We start from the raw sequence: 15,029 nt of genomic DNA, 5'->3' as shown, positions 1-15,029 counted from the left end.
ATGGGATCGCCCGGTCGAGCCGGGCGATGACTTCAGAGCGTTGGCTCACTTCGCCTCGGCGCGCTTCGGCGGGGTGGCCGGCCACGACTTGATCAGGGTGTCGTAGTCGATCGTCTCGCCCTTCGGCTTCTCGTTCGCGAGCTTGCGCTGCGGAGCGATGTTGCCGTCCTTGGCCGACTTGTTGAACCAGAACTCGGCCGATTCCTTCTTGTTCAGTTTCGGACCGCACTCGCCCTGGACCTTGGACTTCTCCAGACGCTCGAGGACGGAGTCCTGAGCGGCCGCGAGCGCGTCCATCGCCTGCTGCGGGGTCTTCGCACCGGACGACGCATCGCCGATGTTCTGCCACCACAGCTGCGCCAGCTTCGGATAGTCGGGCACGTTGTTGCCGGTCGGGGTCCACTGCACGCGCGCGGGCGAGCGGTAGAACTCGATCAGGCCGCCGAGCTTCGGCGCACGCTCGGTGAACGACTTGTCCCAGATGTCGGATTCACGGATGAAGGTGAGGCCGACATGGCTCTTCTTCAGCGACACCGTCTTGGAGACGATGAACTGCAGGTACAGCCAGGCGGCCTTGCGGCGATCCGGCGGGGTCGACTTCAAGAGCGTCGCAGAACCGGCATCCTGGTAGCCGAGCTTCATGCCCTCCTTCCAGTACGCGCCATGCGGCGACGGGGCCATGCGCCACTTCGGCGTGCCGTCCGCATTCACGACCGGCAGGCCGGGCTTCACCATGTCGGCGGTGAAGGCGGTGTACCAGAAGATCTGCTGAGCGACGTTGCCCTGCGCCGGGACCGGACCGGCCTCGGAGAAGGTCATGCCCTGCGCCTGCGGCGGCGCATACTTCTTCATCCAGTCGAGATACTTCGCGATCGAGTAGACGGCCGCCGGGCCGTTGGTGTCACCGCCGCGCTCGATCGACGAGCCGACCGGACGGCAGCCTTCCATGCGGATGCCCCATTCGTCGACCGGCAGGCCGTTCGGGATGCCCTTGTCGCCGTTGCCGGCCATCGACAGCCAGGCGTCGGTGAAGCGCCAGCCGAGCGAGGGATCCTTCTTGCCATAGTCCATGTGGCCATAGACCTTGACGCCGTTGATCTCCTTGATGTCGTTGGTGAAGAACTCGGCGATGTCCTCATAGGCCGACCAGTTCACGGGCACGCCGAGGTCGTAGCCATACTTGGCCTTGAACTTGGCCTTGTAGTCCGGATTGGTGAACCAGTCGTAGCGGAACCAATACAGGTTCGCGAACTGCTGGTCGGGCAGCTGATAGAGCTTGCCGTCCGGCGCGGTCGTGAACGACTTGCCGATGAAGTCGTTGACGTCGAGCATCGGATCGGTGACGTCCTTGCCTTCGCCCTTCATGTAGTCCGACAGCGCGATCGTCTGGCCGTAACGGAAGTGGGTGCCGATCAGGTCGGAGTCGTTGATCCAGCCGTCATAGACGTTCTTGCCGGACTGCATCTGGGTCTGCAGCTTCTCGACGACGTCACCTTCCTGGATAATGTCGTGCTTGAGCTTGATGCCGGTGATTTCGCTGAACGCCTTGGCGAGAGTCTTCGACTCGTATTCGTGAGTCGTGATGGTCTCGGAGACGACGTTGATCTCCATGCCCTTGAAGGGCTCGGCGGCCTTCGCGAACCACTCGAGCTCCTTCTTCTGCTCTTCCTTCGACAGCGTCGAAGGCTGGAATTCGCTGTCGATCCACTTCTGGATCGTGGCGTCGTCCGCACGTGCCGGCACGGACAGCGTCATAGTGGCGGCGAACAGCGCAGCAGCGCTGGTCATCGCGAGATAGCTCGCCTTGGTCAGGTGATGCTTCCTAGGTTTCAAGTGTCGCATGCTTTCCTCCTTGAGCGACAGACGTATCCAGGTCCGGGTTGCCCCCGGATCTGCCCCTTTTCACCTGCGTCAGACGGTGCGGAAGATCGCAACGGCTGATGCAAGCGAAATTGCGGTCGCGAGCCACAGGCTCGAAACCTCAAACCCTTCCTCGCCGATCGGCAAGGTCGCAATCGTGTCGGTGCCGACCAGACCGATCCATACGAGATGAATGACGGCGGCCGAGATCAGCGAGATGAACAGCCGGTCGCCGCGCGTGGTCGGGATGCGCAGCACGCCGACCCGCTCGGCCTCCGGGTAGCGCGCGGCGAGCACGATCATGACGCCGAGCGTGCATGCGAGCGCAGCAAAGAAGATCGCGGTCGGCAAGGTCCATGCCATCCATGCGATGCTGTTCATGGCTATCGGCTCCAGGCGGTAATGGGCCCCCTCCCCCGCTTGCGGGGGAGGGTTGGGGTGGGGGCGCCGCGCGTCGGAGCGCCCGAGAGGAGAGATGCCCCCACCCGTATCGCATCTGACGATGCGATACGGCCTCCCCCGCAAGCGGGGGAGGCGGAACGGAGGCCGTGGCAACAAGCGTGCGTCATCACACCCGTCCCAGCGCGAAGCCGCGCGCGATGTAGTTGCGGACGAACCAGATGACGAGCGCCCCGGGGATGATCGTGAGCACGCCGGCAGCCGCGAGCAGACCCCAATCCATGCCGGACGCCGAGACGGTGCGCGTCATCACCGCCGAGATCGGCTTGGCGTCGACGGAGGTCAGCGTGCGCGCGAGCAGCAGTTCGACCCAGGAGAACATGAAGCAGAAGAAGGCGGCGACGCCGATGCCGCTCGCGATCAGCGGCACCAGGATCTTCACGAAGAAGCGCGGAAACGAGTAGCCGTCGAGGAACGCCGTCTCGTCGATCTCGCGCGGCACCGACGACACGAAGCCTTCGAGGATCCAGACCGCGAGCGGGATATTGAAGATGCAATGCGCCAGCGCCACCGCCCAGGGCGTATCGAACAGGCCGATCGCCGAATACAGATTGAAGAACGGCAGCGCGTAGACCGCAGCCGGCGCCATGCGGTTCGACAGCAGCCAGAAGAACAGGTGCTTGTCGCCAAGGAAGCGGTACCGCGAGAATGCATAGGCCGCCGGCAGCGCCACGAGGATCGAGATCACCGTGTTGATGATCACGTATTTCAGCGAGTTGATGTAGCCGGAATACCAGCTCTCGTCGGTGAAGATGCGCATGTAGTTGGCCAGCGTCGGCTGATGCGGCCACAAGTTCATCGTGGTGACGATCTCGTTGTTGGTCTTGAAGCTCATGTTGACGAGCCAGTAGATCGGCAACAGCAGGAAGACCAGGAATAGCGAGATGATGATCCGACGGCCCGGAATGGTGTTCATCACGCGCCCCCTTTCACCGGCCGCCGCTCGGCGCCGGCATTGGTCATGATGGTGTAGAACACCCAGCAGACGATCAGGATGATCAGATTGTAGACCAGCGACAGGGCAGCCGCCTTGCCGAGATCGAACTGGCCGAGCGCGATCTTGACGAGCTCGATCGAGATGAAGGTCGTCGAATTGCCCGGCCCGCCGCCTGTGACGACGAACGGCTCGGTGTAGATCATGAAGCTGTCCATGAAGCGCAGCAGCACGGCGATCAGCAGCACGCGATGCATCTTGGGCAGCTGGATCGCGGTGAACACCGCCCAGCGCGAGGCGCCGTCGATCTGCGCAGCCTGGTAATAGGCGTCGGGGATCGACTTCAGGCCGGCATAGCACAGCAGCGCTACCAGGCTGGTCCAGTGCCAGACGTCCATCAAGATGACCGTAAACCAGGCGTCGGCGTCGTTCGAGACGTAATTGTAGTCCAGGCCGATGGCGTTGAGCGTGTAGCCGAGCAGGCCGATGTCGGAGCGGCCGAAGATCTGCCAGATCGTGCCGACCACGTTCCACGGAATCAGAAGTGGCAGCGCCAGCACGACGAGGCAGAACGCCACGGTCCATCCGCCCCGCGGCATCGACAGCGCCACGACGATTCCGAGCGGAACCTCGATGGCCAGGATCGCGAGCGAGAAGATCAGGTTACGCCCGAGCGAGGCGAGAAAGCGCCCGCCGAGATCGGTCGAGGGATCGAGCAGCTCCTTGAACCAGCCGACGCCATTCCAGAAGAACTGGTTGTTGCCGAACGTGTCCTGCATCGAATAGTTCACCACCGTCATCAGCGGCAGGACAGCGGAGAACGCCACCAGCAGGAACACCGGCAGCACCAGGAACCAGGCCTTGTTGTTGATGGTCTTGTCCATCACTCAGGCTCCCTCGACGAGACGGCTGTCGGCATAGACGTGGACATAGGCTGGATCGAACTTCAGCCCGATCGCCGAGCCCTGCGGCGAGAAGCCGGCCGGCAGGCGCGCGGCGAACTTGACGTCGCCGACGCGGACGCGGGCGAAGCGGATGCGGCCGAGATCGTCGACACGTTCGATATTGGCGTCGAGCAGGCCCGGTCCGGGCTGAGCGACATCGACGAATTCCGGGCGGACGCCGATCTCGATCTTGGCGCCGGCCGGCAGCGCGTCGTAGCTGCGCGACAGCGTCAGGGTGTGGCCATCGATGCGGGCCTCGCGGCCCTTTACCTCGGCGGAGAGGATGTTCATGCCGGGCGAGCCGATGAAGTAGCCGACGAAGGTGTGCGCGGGCTTGTCGAACAATTCCGCCGGCGTGCCGCTCTGCACCACGCGGCCGTCGTGCATCACGACGACGGTGTCGGCGAAGGTCAGCGCCTCGGTCTGGTCGTGGGTGACGTAGATCATCGTCAGGTCGAGCTCGCGATGCAGCGCCTTCAGCTTCGAGCGGAGCTGCCATTTCAGCTCGGGATCGATCACGGTCAGCGGCTCATCGAACAACACGGCGGCGACGTCGGAGCGCACCAGGCCGCGGCCGAGCGAGATCTTCTGCTTGGCGTCGGCGGTGAGCCGTGTCGCCTTGCGATGCAGGTCCGGCGTCAGGTCCAAGAGCCGCGCGATCTCGGCGACGCGCTTGTCGATCTCCGCTTTCGGCACGCCGCGGTTCTTGAGCGGAAAGGCGAGGTTCTCGCCGACCGTCATGGTGTCGTAGATCACCGGAAACTGGAACACCTGCGCGATGTTGCGCTCGCGGGTCGAGGCTTTGGTGATGTCGGTGCCGTCGAACAGGATCTTGCCGTGCGAAGGCGTCAGAATGCCGGAGATCAAGTTGAGCAGCGTGGTCTTGCCGCAGCCGGACGGGCCGAGCAGCGCATAGGCGCCGCCCTGGCGCCAGGTCATCGTCACCGGCTTCAGCGCGTAGCTCTCGATATCGCCGCTGTTGCCGTTGTAGGCGTGGGCGAGATCGACGAGGTCAATGCGGGCCATGCGGCATCTCCCTCAGATCGCCGGCGCGGCGACCAGGCGGTCGCCGGCGTCGAACACGAACACATTGGACGGATCGAGCACCGCGTCGAGGATCTCGCCGGGCTCGTATTCATGGACGCCGTGCAGCACGGAGACCCAGTTCATGCCGTCGCGCGTCAGATGCACGAAGCTCTCCGATCCCGTGATCTCGGTGACCGAGACGATCGCAGGAAAGGCATGGCGGCCGTGGCTGCCATCGCCTTTGCCAAGCCCGAGCTGATGCGGGCGGAAGCCCACGCGATAGGCGCCATCGGGCAGATCAGCATAGAGGCCTACCGCCGGCGCCTTGACCCCGCCGGCGTACTCCACGCTCTCGCCGCGCTTCTGGATCTCGACCGTATTCATCGGCGGATCCGAGAACACCTGGCCGACACGCAAGGTGTCGGGTCGGCGATACACGGCCGCAGTATCGCCGGCCTGCAGCGCCTGCCCTTCCCACATGCAGATGGTGCGGCCGCCGAGCAGCAGCGCCTCCGACGGCTCGGTGGTGGCGTAGACGAAGATTGCGCCGGATGCCTCGAAGATGCGCGGCAGCTCGGTGCGCAGCTCCTCGCGCAGCTTGTAGTCGAGATTGGCGAGCGGCTCGTCCAGCAGCACGAGGTCCGCACCCTTCACCAGGGCGCGCGCGATCGCGGTGCGCTGCTGCTGGCCGCCGGAGAGCTGCAGCGGCGTACGCTTCAGATAGGGCTCGAGCCGGAGCAGCCGGGCTGCTTCCGCCACGCGCTTCTCGATCTCCTGGCGCGACTTGCCTTGCACGCGCAACGGCGAAGCGATGTTCTCATAGACCGAGAGCGAGGGATAGTTGATGAACTGCTGATAGACCATCGCGACCGAGCGCTGCCGCACGTCGGCGCCGGTGACGTCCTTGCCGTCGACCAGCACCCGCCCCGTGGTCGGCCGGTCGAGGCCGGCGAGCAGCCGCATGATCGAGGTCTTGCCGGACAGCGTCGGCCCGAGCAGCACGCTCAGCGTACCGCGCTGCAACGTCAGCGAGACGTCGCGAATGGTGGTCACGCCGTCGACAATTCGGGAGACGTGATCGAGCGTCACGCTCATGCGCGCCCTCCCGCCTCACGCGCCGGCACGGCGGAGCGCTCGCGATTGGCTGTGATCCACGCATCGAGCGCGGCGATCTCAGCCGCCGACATCCGCAACCCCAGCTTCGATCGCCGCCACACGATGTCCTCGGCCGTCAACGCCCACTCGTTCGTCATCAGGTACCTGACTTCACGCTCCGTCAAGGTGCCACCGAAATCCTGGCCGAGATCGGCCAAAGATGTCGCACCGGCGAGCATGGCCGCAGCCCGCGTGCCATAGGCATGGGCGATCCGCTTCGCATGTGCATCCGACAGGAACGGATAGGTCTTGCGGAGATCCGCAATCAACGGCCCGACGGCCGAAACCTTCATGTCGCCGCCGGGCAGCGACGCCTTGCCGGTCCATCCCTCCTCCGCCTTGCCCCCTTTCACATAGGGCGCGAGACGCTCCAGCGCCTCTTCCGACAGGCGCCGGTAGGTGGTGATCTTGCCGCCATAGATCGACAGCAGCGGCAAGCCGCCGGGCGTATCGAGCTCGAACACGTAGTCGCGGGTCGCCGCCTTGGCCTCGCTGGCGCCGTCGTCATAGAGTGGCCGCACGCCGGAATAGCTCCACACAACGTCGGCCGGCGTCACCGGCTTGGCGAGATATTCCCCGAGCGCGGCGCAGAGATAGGCGATCTCCTCGTCGGTCGCCTTCACCTTGGCCGGATCACCCTGATAGTCGCGATCGGTGGTGCCGATCAGCGTGAAATCCTGCTGATAGGGAATGGCGAAGATGATACGGCCGTCGGCGTTCTGGAAGATGTAGGCGCGATCGTGATCGTAGAGCTTGCGCACCACGATGTGCGAGCCCTGCACCAGCCGCACCTTGGCCTTGGCATTGACGCCGGCGCCGGTCGCCAGCACCTGCTCGACCCAGGGACCGGCGGCATTGACCAGCGCGCGCGCCTTGATGGTCTCGCGCTCGCCGGTCTGCGTGTTATCGGTCGTGACCAGCCAATGGCCGCCATCCTGACGGATCTCGGTCGCACGCGTGCGGGTGCGGATGACGGCGCCGCGATCGGCAGCATCCCGCGCGGTCAGCACGACCAGACGCGCATCGTCGACGAAGCAGTCGGAATATTCGAAGCCCTTGCTGTAGCGCCCGGGGATCAAGGGGCGGCCGACCTCGTCGCTGCGCAGGTTCACCGACCGCGTCGGCGGCAGCAGCTTGCGGCCGCCGAGATGGTCATAGAGGAACAGGCCGAGGCGCAGCAGCCAGGCCGGGCGCAGCCCCGAATGATGCGGCAGCACGAAGCGCAGCGGACGGATGATGTGGGGCGCGATCTGCCACAGGACTTCGCGCTCGATCAGCGCCTCGCGGACCAGCCGGAACTCGTAATATTCGAGATAGCGCAGGCCGCCATGCACGAGCTTGGTCGACCAGGACGAGGTTCCGCTCGCCAGATCATTCATTTCACAAAGGAAAACGGAATTTCCGCGTCCGGCGGCATCGCGCGCGATGCCGCAACCGTTCACGCCGCCTCCGATAATGGCGAGGTCGTAGATCCGCTCCAACAGACGCATCCCCCGGCAATCGCCTTGACTGCGGCGATTTCACTTTCAGTTTCGAGTTAAACACAAACGAAAGTGAAAGCAAATCGAAATTCGCATGTTGGGCCGCGGTTGGGCAAAACCTGCCCAAACCGGGATCAAGGAGCCTGCAAGAGTGGCGGAAAGTCAGGCGCGGCGGAGCACGGCGGACCCCGCCGTTTCGGTTGCCTCTACGGCGTCGTCGGCCTCGTCGGCGGACATCGCCGAGACCACCTCGATGCCGCGGCTATGGCAGAGGCTGGCCAGTCCGTCCGGCAGCGGCCGGTCGGTGACGAAGGTCTGGATCTGGCTGAGATGGGCGATGCGCACCGGCGCGCTGCGGTGGAGCTTGGTGGAATCGGCCACCAGCATCACGCTGCGGGCATTGGCGATGATCGCCTGCGCCACCTGGACCTCGCGATAGTCGAAGTCGAGCAGCGCGCCTTCCTCGTCGATCGCGGATGCGCCGATGATCGCATAGTCGACCTTGAACTGGCCGATCAGCTGCGTCGCGGTCGATCCGATCACGCCGCCGTCTGAGCGCCGCACCGTGCCGCCGGCCACGATCACCTCGATGCGCGGATGCGGATAGAGCAGCATCGCGACGTTGAGATTGTTGGTGATGACGAGCAGGTCCTGGTGCGACGACAGCGCGCTCGCCACCTCCTCCGTCGTGGTGCCGATATTGATGAACAGCGAGGAGCCGTTCGGAATCCGCGCGGCTGCGACCGCACCGATCGCCTTCTTCTCCTCGGCAGCGACGAAGCGCCGCGCCTCGTAGGCGAGATTCTCGACCCCGGAGGCGATGATGGCCCCGCCATGGATGCGCGTCAGCGCGCGCTGCTCGCACAGATCGTTGAGGTCCTTGCGGATGGTCTGGGCCGAGACTTCGAAGCGGCGCGCGAGATCCTCCACCATGACGCGGCCGGAGGCGCGCGCGATGTTGAGGATGTCGGTCTGGCGTTGAGAGAGGACGGCCATGGCAAGCTTTCGGGGACAAGCTGCACCATGGTGATGCTGATCGAGTCAAGCGTCAATCGGCAAGCATTGGGCGCATCGCAGCAATCGCCTGAAACGTCGCGGCGGTCTGGTCCGGCTGACGTCCGCCGTGTGCGCCCGTCTGCTCAGGCGGCTGCGCTCAGCTCGCCGGTCACGAGCCGAATCGCGGCGCGTTCGGCTTCGCGGGCATTGCGAAACACCTGGCCCTCGAGGGCATTGAAGCGATGGGACGCCGCGAAGAAGCGGAAGCCGCCGCGGTCGCGGACGACGATCCCCGCCGCCTGGGAGCTGACCTCGATGATGTAGGTGTCGGACATTGCGCAATCCCGTCGTTCATTCCGGGGCGTATAACCGAGCTCCATGACGAATGTTCCGTGCAGGGAGCCACCGGCTATTCCGATGTGAATGCCAACAGGAAATTGTGTGGATGTTATGTTGGCTGCGCTGCACGCACTCACGCCGTGACCCCTTGCCGAATCAGTGCGGATCATCCGGCACGAGCGTCACCTTGCGCAGCGACGCATCGGCTCCGCCGAGACGGTGTTGATGCTGACCAAGCAACTGATAGATCGTGCGCAGATCCCTCAACACCTCGACGTGATGTTCACGAAACGCGCTGAGCTGATTCTCGTAGACGCAAATCCTGCGCTCGGCGTGGAGAAGCCGCTGCTGCAGCTTCTTCAGGACCTGCAAGGTCAGTTTCTCGTCAACGTCCGACATGGACTTCCTCCCACCCTGTTCGCGCAACACGCCCCCGCCGTTTCCTCTGTGCCGGCAATTTTTTCCGGCTGGCATTTTTTGCCTTGTGGATCGAAAACGAACTGCCGTCAGCGCTGCTCGTCCGAATGTGTCACTCGAAGCACGCAATACGGCAGAGACGCGGCAACGCGCAGCCAAGCAACCAGAACTTGCAATTATCGTAAAGACGCTCGCCCTGTGGACAAGGCGCATCTCGCGCGAGAGTGATCGCGGCAGACGCCGAGCGCGCATGCTCGGCCTTCGCGTCTCCGTCCCGCCCGACCCAAACAAACGCGTATCGCCGGATCGCGGTTCCTTATGCCGAGCGAGCGACATATGCGGCGGATTAACAGAGGTTACTTGCGCCGACAGACCGCGAATGTGATCAGGCTGTGACGGAGCCGTCGCGCCTGATCGGCTGCGGCCGGCCATCGTCGTCGATCGACACGTAGGTGAAGTTGCCGTCGGTGACGAGGATCGGCTGCTCCTCCTTCCGGCGCAGCACCCAGGCTTCGAGACGCACCGTCATCGAGGTGCGGCCGACGCGGACGAGATGCGCATAGACCGAAACGAGATCGCCGACATACACCGCCTTGCGGAAGTTCATCGCCTCGATCGCGACCGTCACCGTGCGCGACTTCGCGACCTTGGCGGCGTACACGCCGCCGCCGACGTCCATCTGGCTGAGCAGCCAGCCGCCGAAGATGTCGCCATTGGCATTGGTGTCGGCCGGCATCGCCAGGGTGCGGATGCAGAGATCGCCGCGGGGCTCGGTCGGCGCGGACAGCGCGGCATGGACGGTCGCTTCGGTCACGTCGGGTGGTCTCCAATTGCAGCAGCGTTCAAGAGGCGCAAGTCCGTCAGTCCGGCCTCGCCATTTCGAACATCGCCTCCTGCATGATCTCGAAATAGTCGCCGCGACGCCCGGCACGGACGATCGGATGCGCCAGCGCCGTCTGGTAGACGCCATCCTTGATCAGCGTCTTGTCGATATGCACGCCGACCACCTCGCCGAGCGTCAGCCAGGCCTGCGCCTTGGCACCGTCGGCGCCCTGCAGCTGGATGATCTGCGTCACCTTGCACTCGAACGCGACAGGGCTTTCGCCGACGCGCGGCACGTTGACGAACTTGCAAGCTACCGGCGTCACGCCCGCAAGCTTGAACTCGTCGACCTCGCGCGCGACATGCGCGGCGGTCGCATTCATCTGCGTCGCCAGGCCGCGCGTCACCAGGTTCCAGACGAACTCGCCGGTGTCCTGGATGTTGGCGACCGAGTCCTTCCACTGCGTCGAGGAGAAGCCGATGATCGGCGGCGTGTAGTTGAAGGCGTTGAAAAAGCTGTACGGCGCAAGGTTGACGTGACCGTCCGGATCACGCGACGAGATCCAGCCGATCGGACGCGGCGCGACGATGGCGTTGAAGGGATCGTGGCGCAGGCCGTGGCCGTTCTTCGGTTCGTAGAAATGCAGATCCCGTTCGGTCACGCCGTCGTCCCTTCCGTCATTGCGGGGAGCGCAAGCGACGAAGCTTCGCTCGAATGACGGCGAACTTAGCTTGCAGCGCGCCTGGAACCAAGGCCTGACAGCACGAAATCGATCATCTCGTCGATCGTCGGGCCCGGCTTGGTCGCGCATTGCGCGATCATCTGCGGATGGAAGAAGCGCATCATCGCGGTCGTCGCACATTTTGCCGCCAGCGGCAGATCGGTGACCGCGAATTCGCCGGACGCCGCGCCCTGCCCGATCACCCGGCCGATGATCTCGGTGATCAGCAGCATGTGCGCCTCGCAGACGTCCCAGCTCTCCTCCATCGCCACCGCGACCATCTCGTGCAGCTTGCTGTCGCCGACATAGCGCTCGGTGTTCATGCGATGGATCGTGCCGAGCAGCTCGCGCAGCCGCGGCGCCGCCGGGCCGGGCCGCTCCGCGATCATGATGGCGGCCGCCTCGACCTGGGCCATCAGCGTGTGGGCGACCCCCCGGTGGATCGCCTTCTTGGAGTCGAAGAACCGGTAGACATTCGCCGGGCTCATACGGAGCTCCTTGGCGATGTCGGCGACGGTCGTCTTCTGGTAGCCGATCTGTCGAAACAGGCGCTCAGCAACGACGAGAATGCGCTCGTGCGTATCGGATTCGATATGGTCGGAAACCAGGGTCATCATGCCTGCGATCTTGTTGGTCCTTCATTCGGCGGCCTCGGCCAGAGGAAGCGCGGGCCTCGGCACGTCAGTGTGCTGCGCTGCGGAATGATCCGCGTCTTTCGCTCCGCGCTCGTCCAGACTCTTGCGGAACCATAGGGCATACAATCCAGGCAAGTACAGCAGCGTCAGGAAGGTTGCAACGAACAACCCGCCCATGATGGTGATCGCCATCGGGCCCCAGAACGCCGAGCGCGACAGCGGGATCATGGCGAGGATCGCGGCGAGCGCGGTCAGCACCACGGGGCGGGCACGGCGCACCGTGGCCTCGATGATCGCCTCCTTGCGGGTCAGGCCATGGGCAACGTCGGTCTCGATCTGATCGACCAGGATCACCGCGTTGCGCATGATCATGCCGGCGAGCGCGATCAGGCCGAGCAGCGCCACGAAGCCGAACGGCGCGTTGGCGACATTGAGCCCGAGCGAGGCGCCGACGATGCCGAGCGGCGCGGTCAGGAACACCAGGATCAGCCGTGAGAAGCTCTGCAGCTGGATCATCAGCAGGGTCAGCATCACGATGACCATCAGCGGAAACAGCACGAAGATCGAGGCATTGCCCTTGGCGGATTCCTCGAACGCGCCGCCGGCCTCGATCCGGTAGGCGGGCGCGAGGTGGTTGCGGATATCCTGCAGCTTCGGCGAGATCTGGTTGGTGACATCCGGCGCCTGGACGCCATCCGCCACGTCGGCGCGCACCGTGATCGCCATGTCGCGGTTGCGACGCCACAGGATCGGCTCCTCGTGGGAATACTCGATCTTGGCGATCTGCTGCAGCGGCACGGCCACGCCGTTCTTCGAGGTGATGGTGAGGTCGCCGACATGGGCGAGATCCAGCCGTTCGGACGGCGCCGCACGGGCGACGACGCCGACCTTCTCGATGCCGTCACGGATGGTCGTGACCTGCACGCCGGAGATCAGCATCGCCAGCGACTGCGACACGTCCTGCGGGGTCAGGCCGAGCGCGCGGGCACGATCCTGGTCGACGACCAGCTTGAGGTAGGGCGACTGCTCGTTCCAGTCGAGCTGCGGATCCCTGACATTCGGATTCTGGCGCATGACGTCGCGCACCTGATGGGCGATCTCGCGCACCTTCGCCGCATCCGGGCCAATGACGCGGAACTGGACGGGGAAGCCGACCGGCGGACCGAAATTGAAGCGATCGACGCGGACGCGCGCTTCGTTCAGCTCGCCATTCGCAGCCGCGGTCTCGATCTTGGCCTTGATGCGCTCGCGCGCGGCGACGTCCTTGGCGACGATCACGATCTCGGCGAAGGCCTCGTTCGGAAGTTGCGGGTTGAGGCCGAGCCAGAACCGCGGCGAGCCCTGCCCGACATAGGCGGTGTAGGTCTCGATGTCCTTGTCGTCCTTGAGCAGCTTCTCTGCTGATTTGGCAGCCTTCTCGGTGACACCGAATGCGGTGCCCTCCGGCAGCCGCAACTGCAGGAACAGCTCGGGGCGTTCCGACAGCGGGAAGAACTGCTGCTGGACGTGGCCGAAGGCCACGATCGATGCCGCGAACACGCCGACCGTCGCAGCGACTGTGGTGATGCGGTGATCGACGCACCAGCGGATCACGCGGCGCAGGCCGCGATACATGCGCGTATCGTAGATCGCGTGCTCATCATGGTCGTGATGAACCTTGATGTCGGGCAGCAGCTTGACGCCGATATAGGGCGTGAAGATCACCGCGACGAACCACGACGCGACCAGCGCGATGGCGACGATCCAGAAGATGCTGCCGGCATATTCGCCGACCGCCGAATTGGCAAAGCCGATCGGCAGGAAGCCGGCGGCCGTGACCAGGGTGCCGGTCAGCATCGGGAATGCGGTGGATTCCCAGGCAAACGACGCGGCGCGCATCCGGTCCCAGCCCTGCTCCATCTTCACCACCATCATCTCGACCGCGATGATGGCATCGTCGACCAGCAGGCCGAGCGCGATGATCAGGGCGCCGAGCGAGATGCGGTGCAGGTTGAGCCCCATGATGTTCATGACGATGAAGACGAGTCCGAGCACCAGCGGCACCGACAGCGCCACCACGATGCCGGTGCGCCATCCCAGCGCCAGGAACGACACGAACAGCACGATCACCAGCGCCTCGACGAACGAGTGCACGAACTCGCTGACGGCGTGCTCGACCACCTTGGGCTGGTCTGCGATCTGCTCGATCTCGATGCCCTGCGGCACGGCCTTCATGAAATCGGCGGCGGCGGCGTGCACCTCCTTGCCGAGCTCCAGGATGTTGGCCTCCTTGGCCGTGACCACGCCGATGCCGAGCGCGGGCTTGCCCTCCTGCCGCACCTTGAAGCTCGGCGGATCGACGTAGCCGTGGGTGACGGTCGCGATGTCGCCGAGCCGGAACACGCGTCCGTTGCTTTCGACCGGCGTCTCCGCCACCGCCTTGGCGCCGTCGAGCGCGCCGGTGACGCGCAGCGGCACGCGCTGCGACGAGGTCTCGACCGTGCCGGCCGGGGTCACATTGTTCTGCTTGGCCAACGAATCGAACAGGGCCTGCGGTGTGATGCCGAGCGTGGCGAGCTTGGCATGGCTGAACTCGACATAGATGCGCTCGTCCTGGGTGCCGTAGAGATTGACCTTGGTGACGCCGGTGACCTTGAGCAGGCGCTGGCGCAGGCCTTCGGCGGTCTTCTTCAATTGCGCATAATCGGCGCCGTCGCCGGTCATCATGAACAAGATGGAATCGACGTCGGAGAACTCGTCATTGACGAACGGCCCGACGATGCCCGACGGCAGCGACGACTGCACGTCGTCGAGCTTCTTGCGGATCAGGTAGAACAGATGCGGCACCTCTGCCGGCGGCGTCGAATCGCGGAAGGTCACCTGCATCGCGGTGAAGGCCGGCTTCGAATAGGTCTGCACCTTCTCGAAGTAAGGCAGCTCCTGCAGCTTCTTCTCGATGGGGTCGGCGACCTGGCTCTGCATCTCGGCCGCCGTCGCGCCCGGCCACATCACCGAGACGTTGACGACCTTGACGGTGAAGAACGGATCTTCGGCACGGCCGAGCTTCTGATAGGAGAAGAAGCCGGCGACGCCGAGCGCGATGATCAGGAACAGCACCAGCGGCGGATGATTGACCGCCCAGGCCGACAGGTTGAACCGCTTCATGGGTGCTCTCCGATGATCCGATATCGCTATTCCAGGCCATTCTCAGTGATCGTCATTGCGAGCGAAGCGACTTGTCCGCCAGAGCCCGAAGGGCG

The 15,029-nt window shown here is 64.5% G+C and carries 14 protein-coding genes; all 14 read right to left on the bottom strand.

Annotation, left to right across the window (positions count from 1 at the left end; all coding sequences use genetic code 11):
• Positions 1–45: 45 nt before the first annotated feature.
• Positions 46–1,788: an ABC transporter substrate-binding protein gene (locus tag ACQR1E_RS15090; RefSeq protein WP_315717375.1), complete on the bottom strand. Its 1,743-nt coding sequence runs from the start codon at positions 1,786–1,788 to the stop codon at positions 46–48.
• Between the two features lie 123 nt (positions 1,789–1,911).
• Complete coding sequence (locus ACQR1E_RS15085; RefSeq protein ID WP_315717336.1) at positions 1,912–2,241, bottom strand: DUF2160 domain-containing protein; 330 nt, start codon at positions 2,239–2,241, stop codon at positions 1,912–1,914.
• A gap of 187 nt (positions 2,242–2,428) precedes the next feature.
• Positions 2,429–3,235: a carbohydrate ABC transporter permease gene (locus ACQR1E_RS15080; RefSeq protein WP_315717337.1), complete on the bottom strand. Its 807-nt coding sequence runs from the start codon at positions 3,233–3,235 to the stop codon at positions 2,429–2,431.
• Entirely contained in the window at positions 3,235–4,137 is a 903-nt protein-coding gene (locus ACQR1E_RS15075; protein ID WP_315717338.1) for a carbohydrate ABC transporter permease, read from the bottom strand. The genes ACQR1E_RS15080 and ACQR1E_RS15075 overlap by 1 nt, the downstream gene beginning before the upstream one ends.
• Before the next feature lie 3 nt (positions 4,138–4,140).
• Positions 4,141–5,223 (bottom strand): ABC transporter ATP-binding protein, encoded by a 1,083-nt coding sequence (locus ACQR1E_RS15070; RefSeq protein WP_315717339.1) that lies wholly within the window; start codon positions 5,221–5,223, stop codon positions 4,141–4,143.
• Between the two features lie 12 nt (positions 5,224–5,235).
• Entirely contained in the window at positions 5,236–6,318 is a 1,083-nt protein-coding gene (locus tag ACQR1E_RS15065; RefSeq protein ID WP_315717340.1) for an ABC transporter ATP-binding protein, read from the bottom strand.
• Positions 6,315–7,868, bottom strand: a complete 1,554-nt coding sequence (gene glpD / locus ACQR1E_RS15060) for a glycerol-3-phosphate dehydrogenase (RefSeq protein ID WP_434897229.1) — start codon at positions 7,866–7,868, stop codon at positions 6,315–6,317. Before glpD ends, ACQR1E_RS15065 begins: the two co-directional genes overlap by 4 nt.
• A gap of 153 nt (positions 7,869–8,021) precedes the next feature.
• Positions 8,022–8,855, bottom strand: a complete 834-nt coding sequence (locus ACQR1E_RS15055; RefSeq protein ID WP_315717342.1) for a DeoR/GlpR family DNA-binding transcription regulator — start codon at positions 8,853–8,855, stop codon at positions 8,022–8,024.
• A 143-nt stretch (positions 8,856–8,998) separates the two neighbouring features.
• A complete protein-coding gene (locus ACQR1E_RS15050) occupies positions 8,999–9,190 on the bottom strand; it encodes a hypothetical protein (protein ID WP_315717343.1) in 192 nt (63 codons plus the stop codon).
• 160 nt (positions 9,191–9,350) lie between these two features.
• Entirely contained in the window at positions 9,351–9,623 is a 273-nt protein-coding gene (locus ACQR1E_RS15045) for a hypothetical protein (RefSeq protein WP_315750373.1), read from the bottom strand.
• A 373-nt stretch (positions 9,624–9,996) separates the two neighbouring features.
• Positions 9,997–10,425, bottom strand: a complete 429-nt coding sequence (locus tag ACQR1E_RS15040) for an acyl-CoA thioesterase (RefSeq protein WP_315717345.1) — start codon at positions 10,423–10,425, stop codon at positions 9,997–9,999.
• Positions 10,426–10,471: 46 nt separating this feature from the next.
• A complete protein-coding gene (locus ACQR1E_RS15035; protein ID WP_315717346.1) occupies positions 10,472–11,095 on the bottom strand; it encodes a flavin reductase family protein in 624 nt (207 codons plus the stop codon).
• Positions 11,096–11,160: 65 nt separating this feature from the next.
• Positions 11,161–11,772 carry a TetR/AcrR family transcriptional regulator gene (locus ACQR1E_RS15030; protein ID WP_315717347.1) on the bottom strand — a complete coding sequence of 204 codons (612 nt, stop codon included), beginning with the start codon at positions 11,770–11,772 and terminating at the stop codon, positions 11,161–11,163.
• 21 nt (positions 11,773–11,793) lie between these two features.
• A complete protein-coding gene (locus tag ACQR1E_RS15025; RefSeq protein ID WP_315827008.1) occupies positions 11,794–14,934 on the bottom strand; it encodes an efflux RND transporter permease subunit in 3,141 nt (1,046 codons plus the stop codon).
• Positions 14,935–15,029: the final 95 nt, after the last annotated feature.

The organism is Bradyrhizobium sp. HKCCYLRH1030 (assembly GCF_051168395.1).
Classification (GTDB): domain Bacteria; phylum Pseudomonadota; class Alphaproteobacteria; order Rhizobiales; family Xanthobacteraceae; genus Bradyrhizobium.
The sequence above is the reverse complement of the archived record's forward strand: the minus strand, read 5'-3'. Positions and strand labels throughout refer to the sequence as shown.

Excerpts from the sequence above, each read along its gene's own strand:
- ACQR1E_RS15090 (WP_315717375.1), bottom strand. The coding sequence starts at position 1,788 with ATGACCAGCGCTGCTGCGCTGTTCGCCGCCACTATGACGCTGTCCGTG.
- ACQR1E_RS15085 (WP_315717336.1), bottom strand. The coding sequence starts at position 2,241 with ATGAACAGCATCGCATGGATGGCATGGACCTTGCCGACCGCGATCTTC.
- ACQR1E_RS15080 (WP_315717337.1), bottom strand. The coding sequence starts at position 3,235 with ATGAACACCATTCCGGGCCGTCGGATCATCATCTCGCTATTCCTGGTC.
- ACQR1E_RS15075 (WP_315717338.1), bottom strand. The coding sequence starts at position 4,137 with ATGGACAAGACCATCAACAACAAGGCCTGGTTCCTGGTGCTGCCGGTG.
- ACQR1E_RS15070 (WP_315717339.1), bottom strand. The coding sequence starts at position 5,223 with ATGGCCCGCATTGACCTCGTCGATCTCGCCCACGCCTACAACGGCAAC.
- ACQR1E_RS15065 (WP_315717340.1), bottom strand. The coding sequence starts at position 6,318 with ATGAGCGTGACGCTCGATCACGTCTCCCGAATTGTCGACGGCGTGACC.
- glpD (WP_434897229.1), bottom strand. The coding sequence starts at position 7,868 with ATGCGTCTGTTGGAGCGGATCTACGACCTCGCCATTATCGGAGGCGGC.
- ACQR1E_RS15055 (WP_315717342.1), bottom strand. The coding sequence starts at position 8,855 with ATGGCCGTCCTCTCTCAACGCCAGACCGACATCCTCAACATCGCGCGC.
- ACQR1E_RS15050 (WP_315717343.1), bottom strand. The coding sequence starts at position 9,190 with ATGTCCGACACCTACATCATCGAGGTCAGCTCCCAGGCGGCGGGGATC.
- ACQR1E_RS15030 (WP_315717347.1), bottom strand. The coding sequence starts at position 11,772 with ATGATGACCCTGGTTTCCGACCATATCGAATCCGATACGCACGAGCGC.
- ACQR1E_RS15025 (WP_315827008.1), bottom strand. The coding sequence starts at position 14,934 with ATGAAGCGGTTCAACCTGTCGGCCTGGGCGGTCAATCATCCGCCGCTG.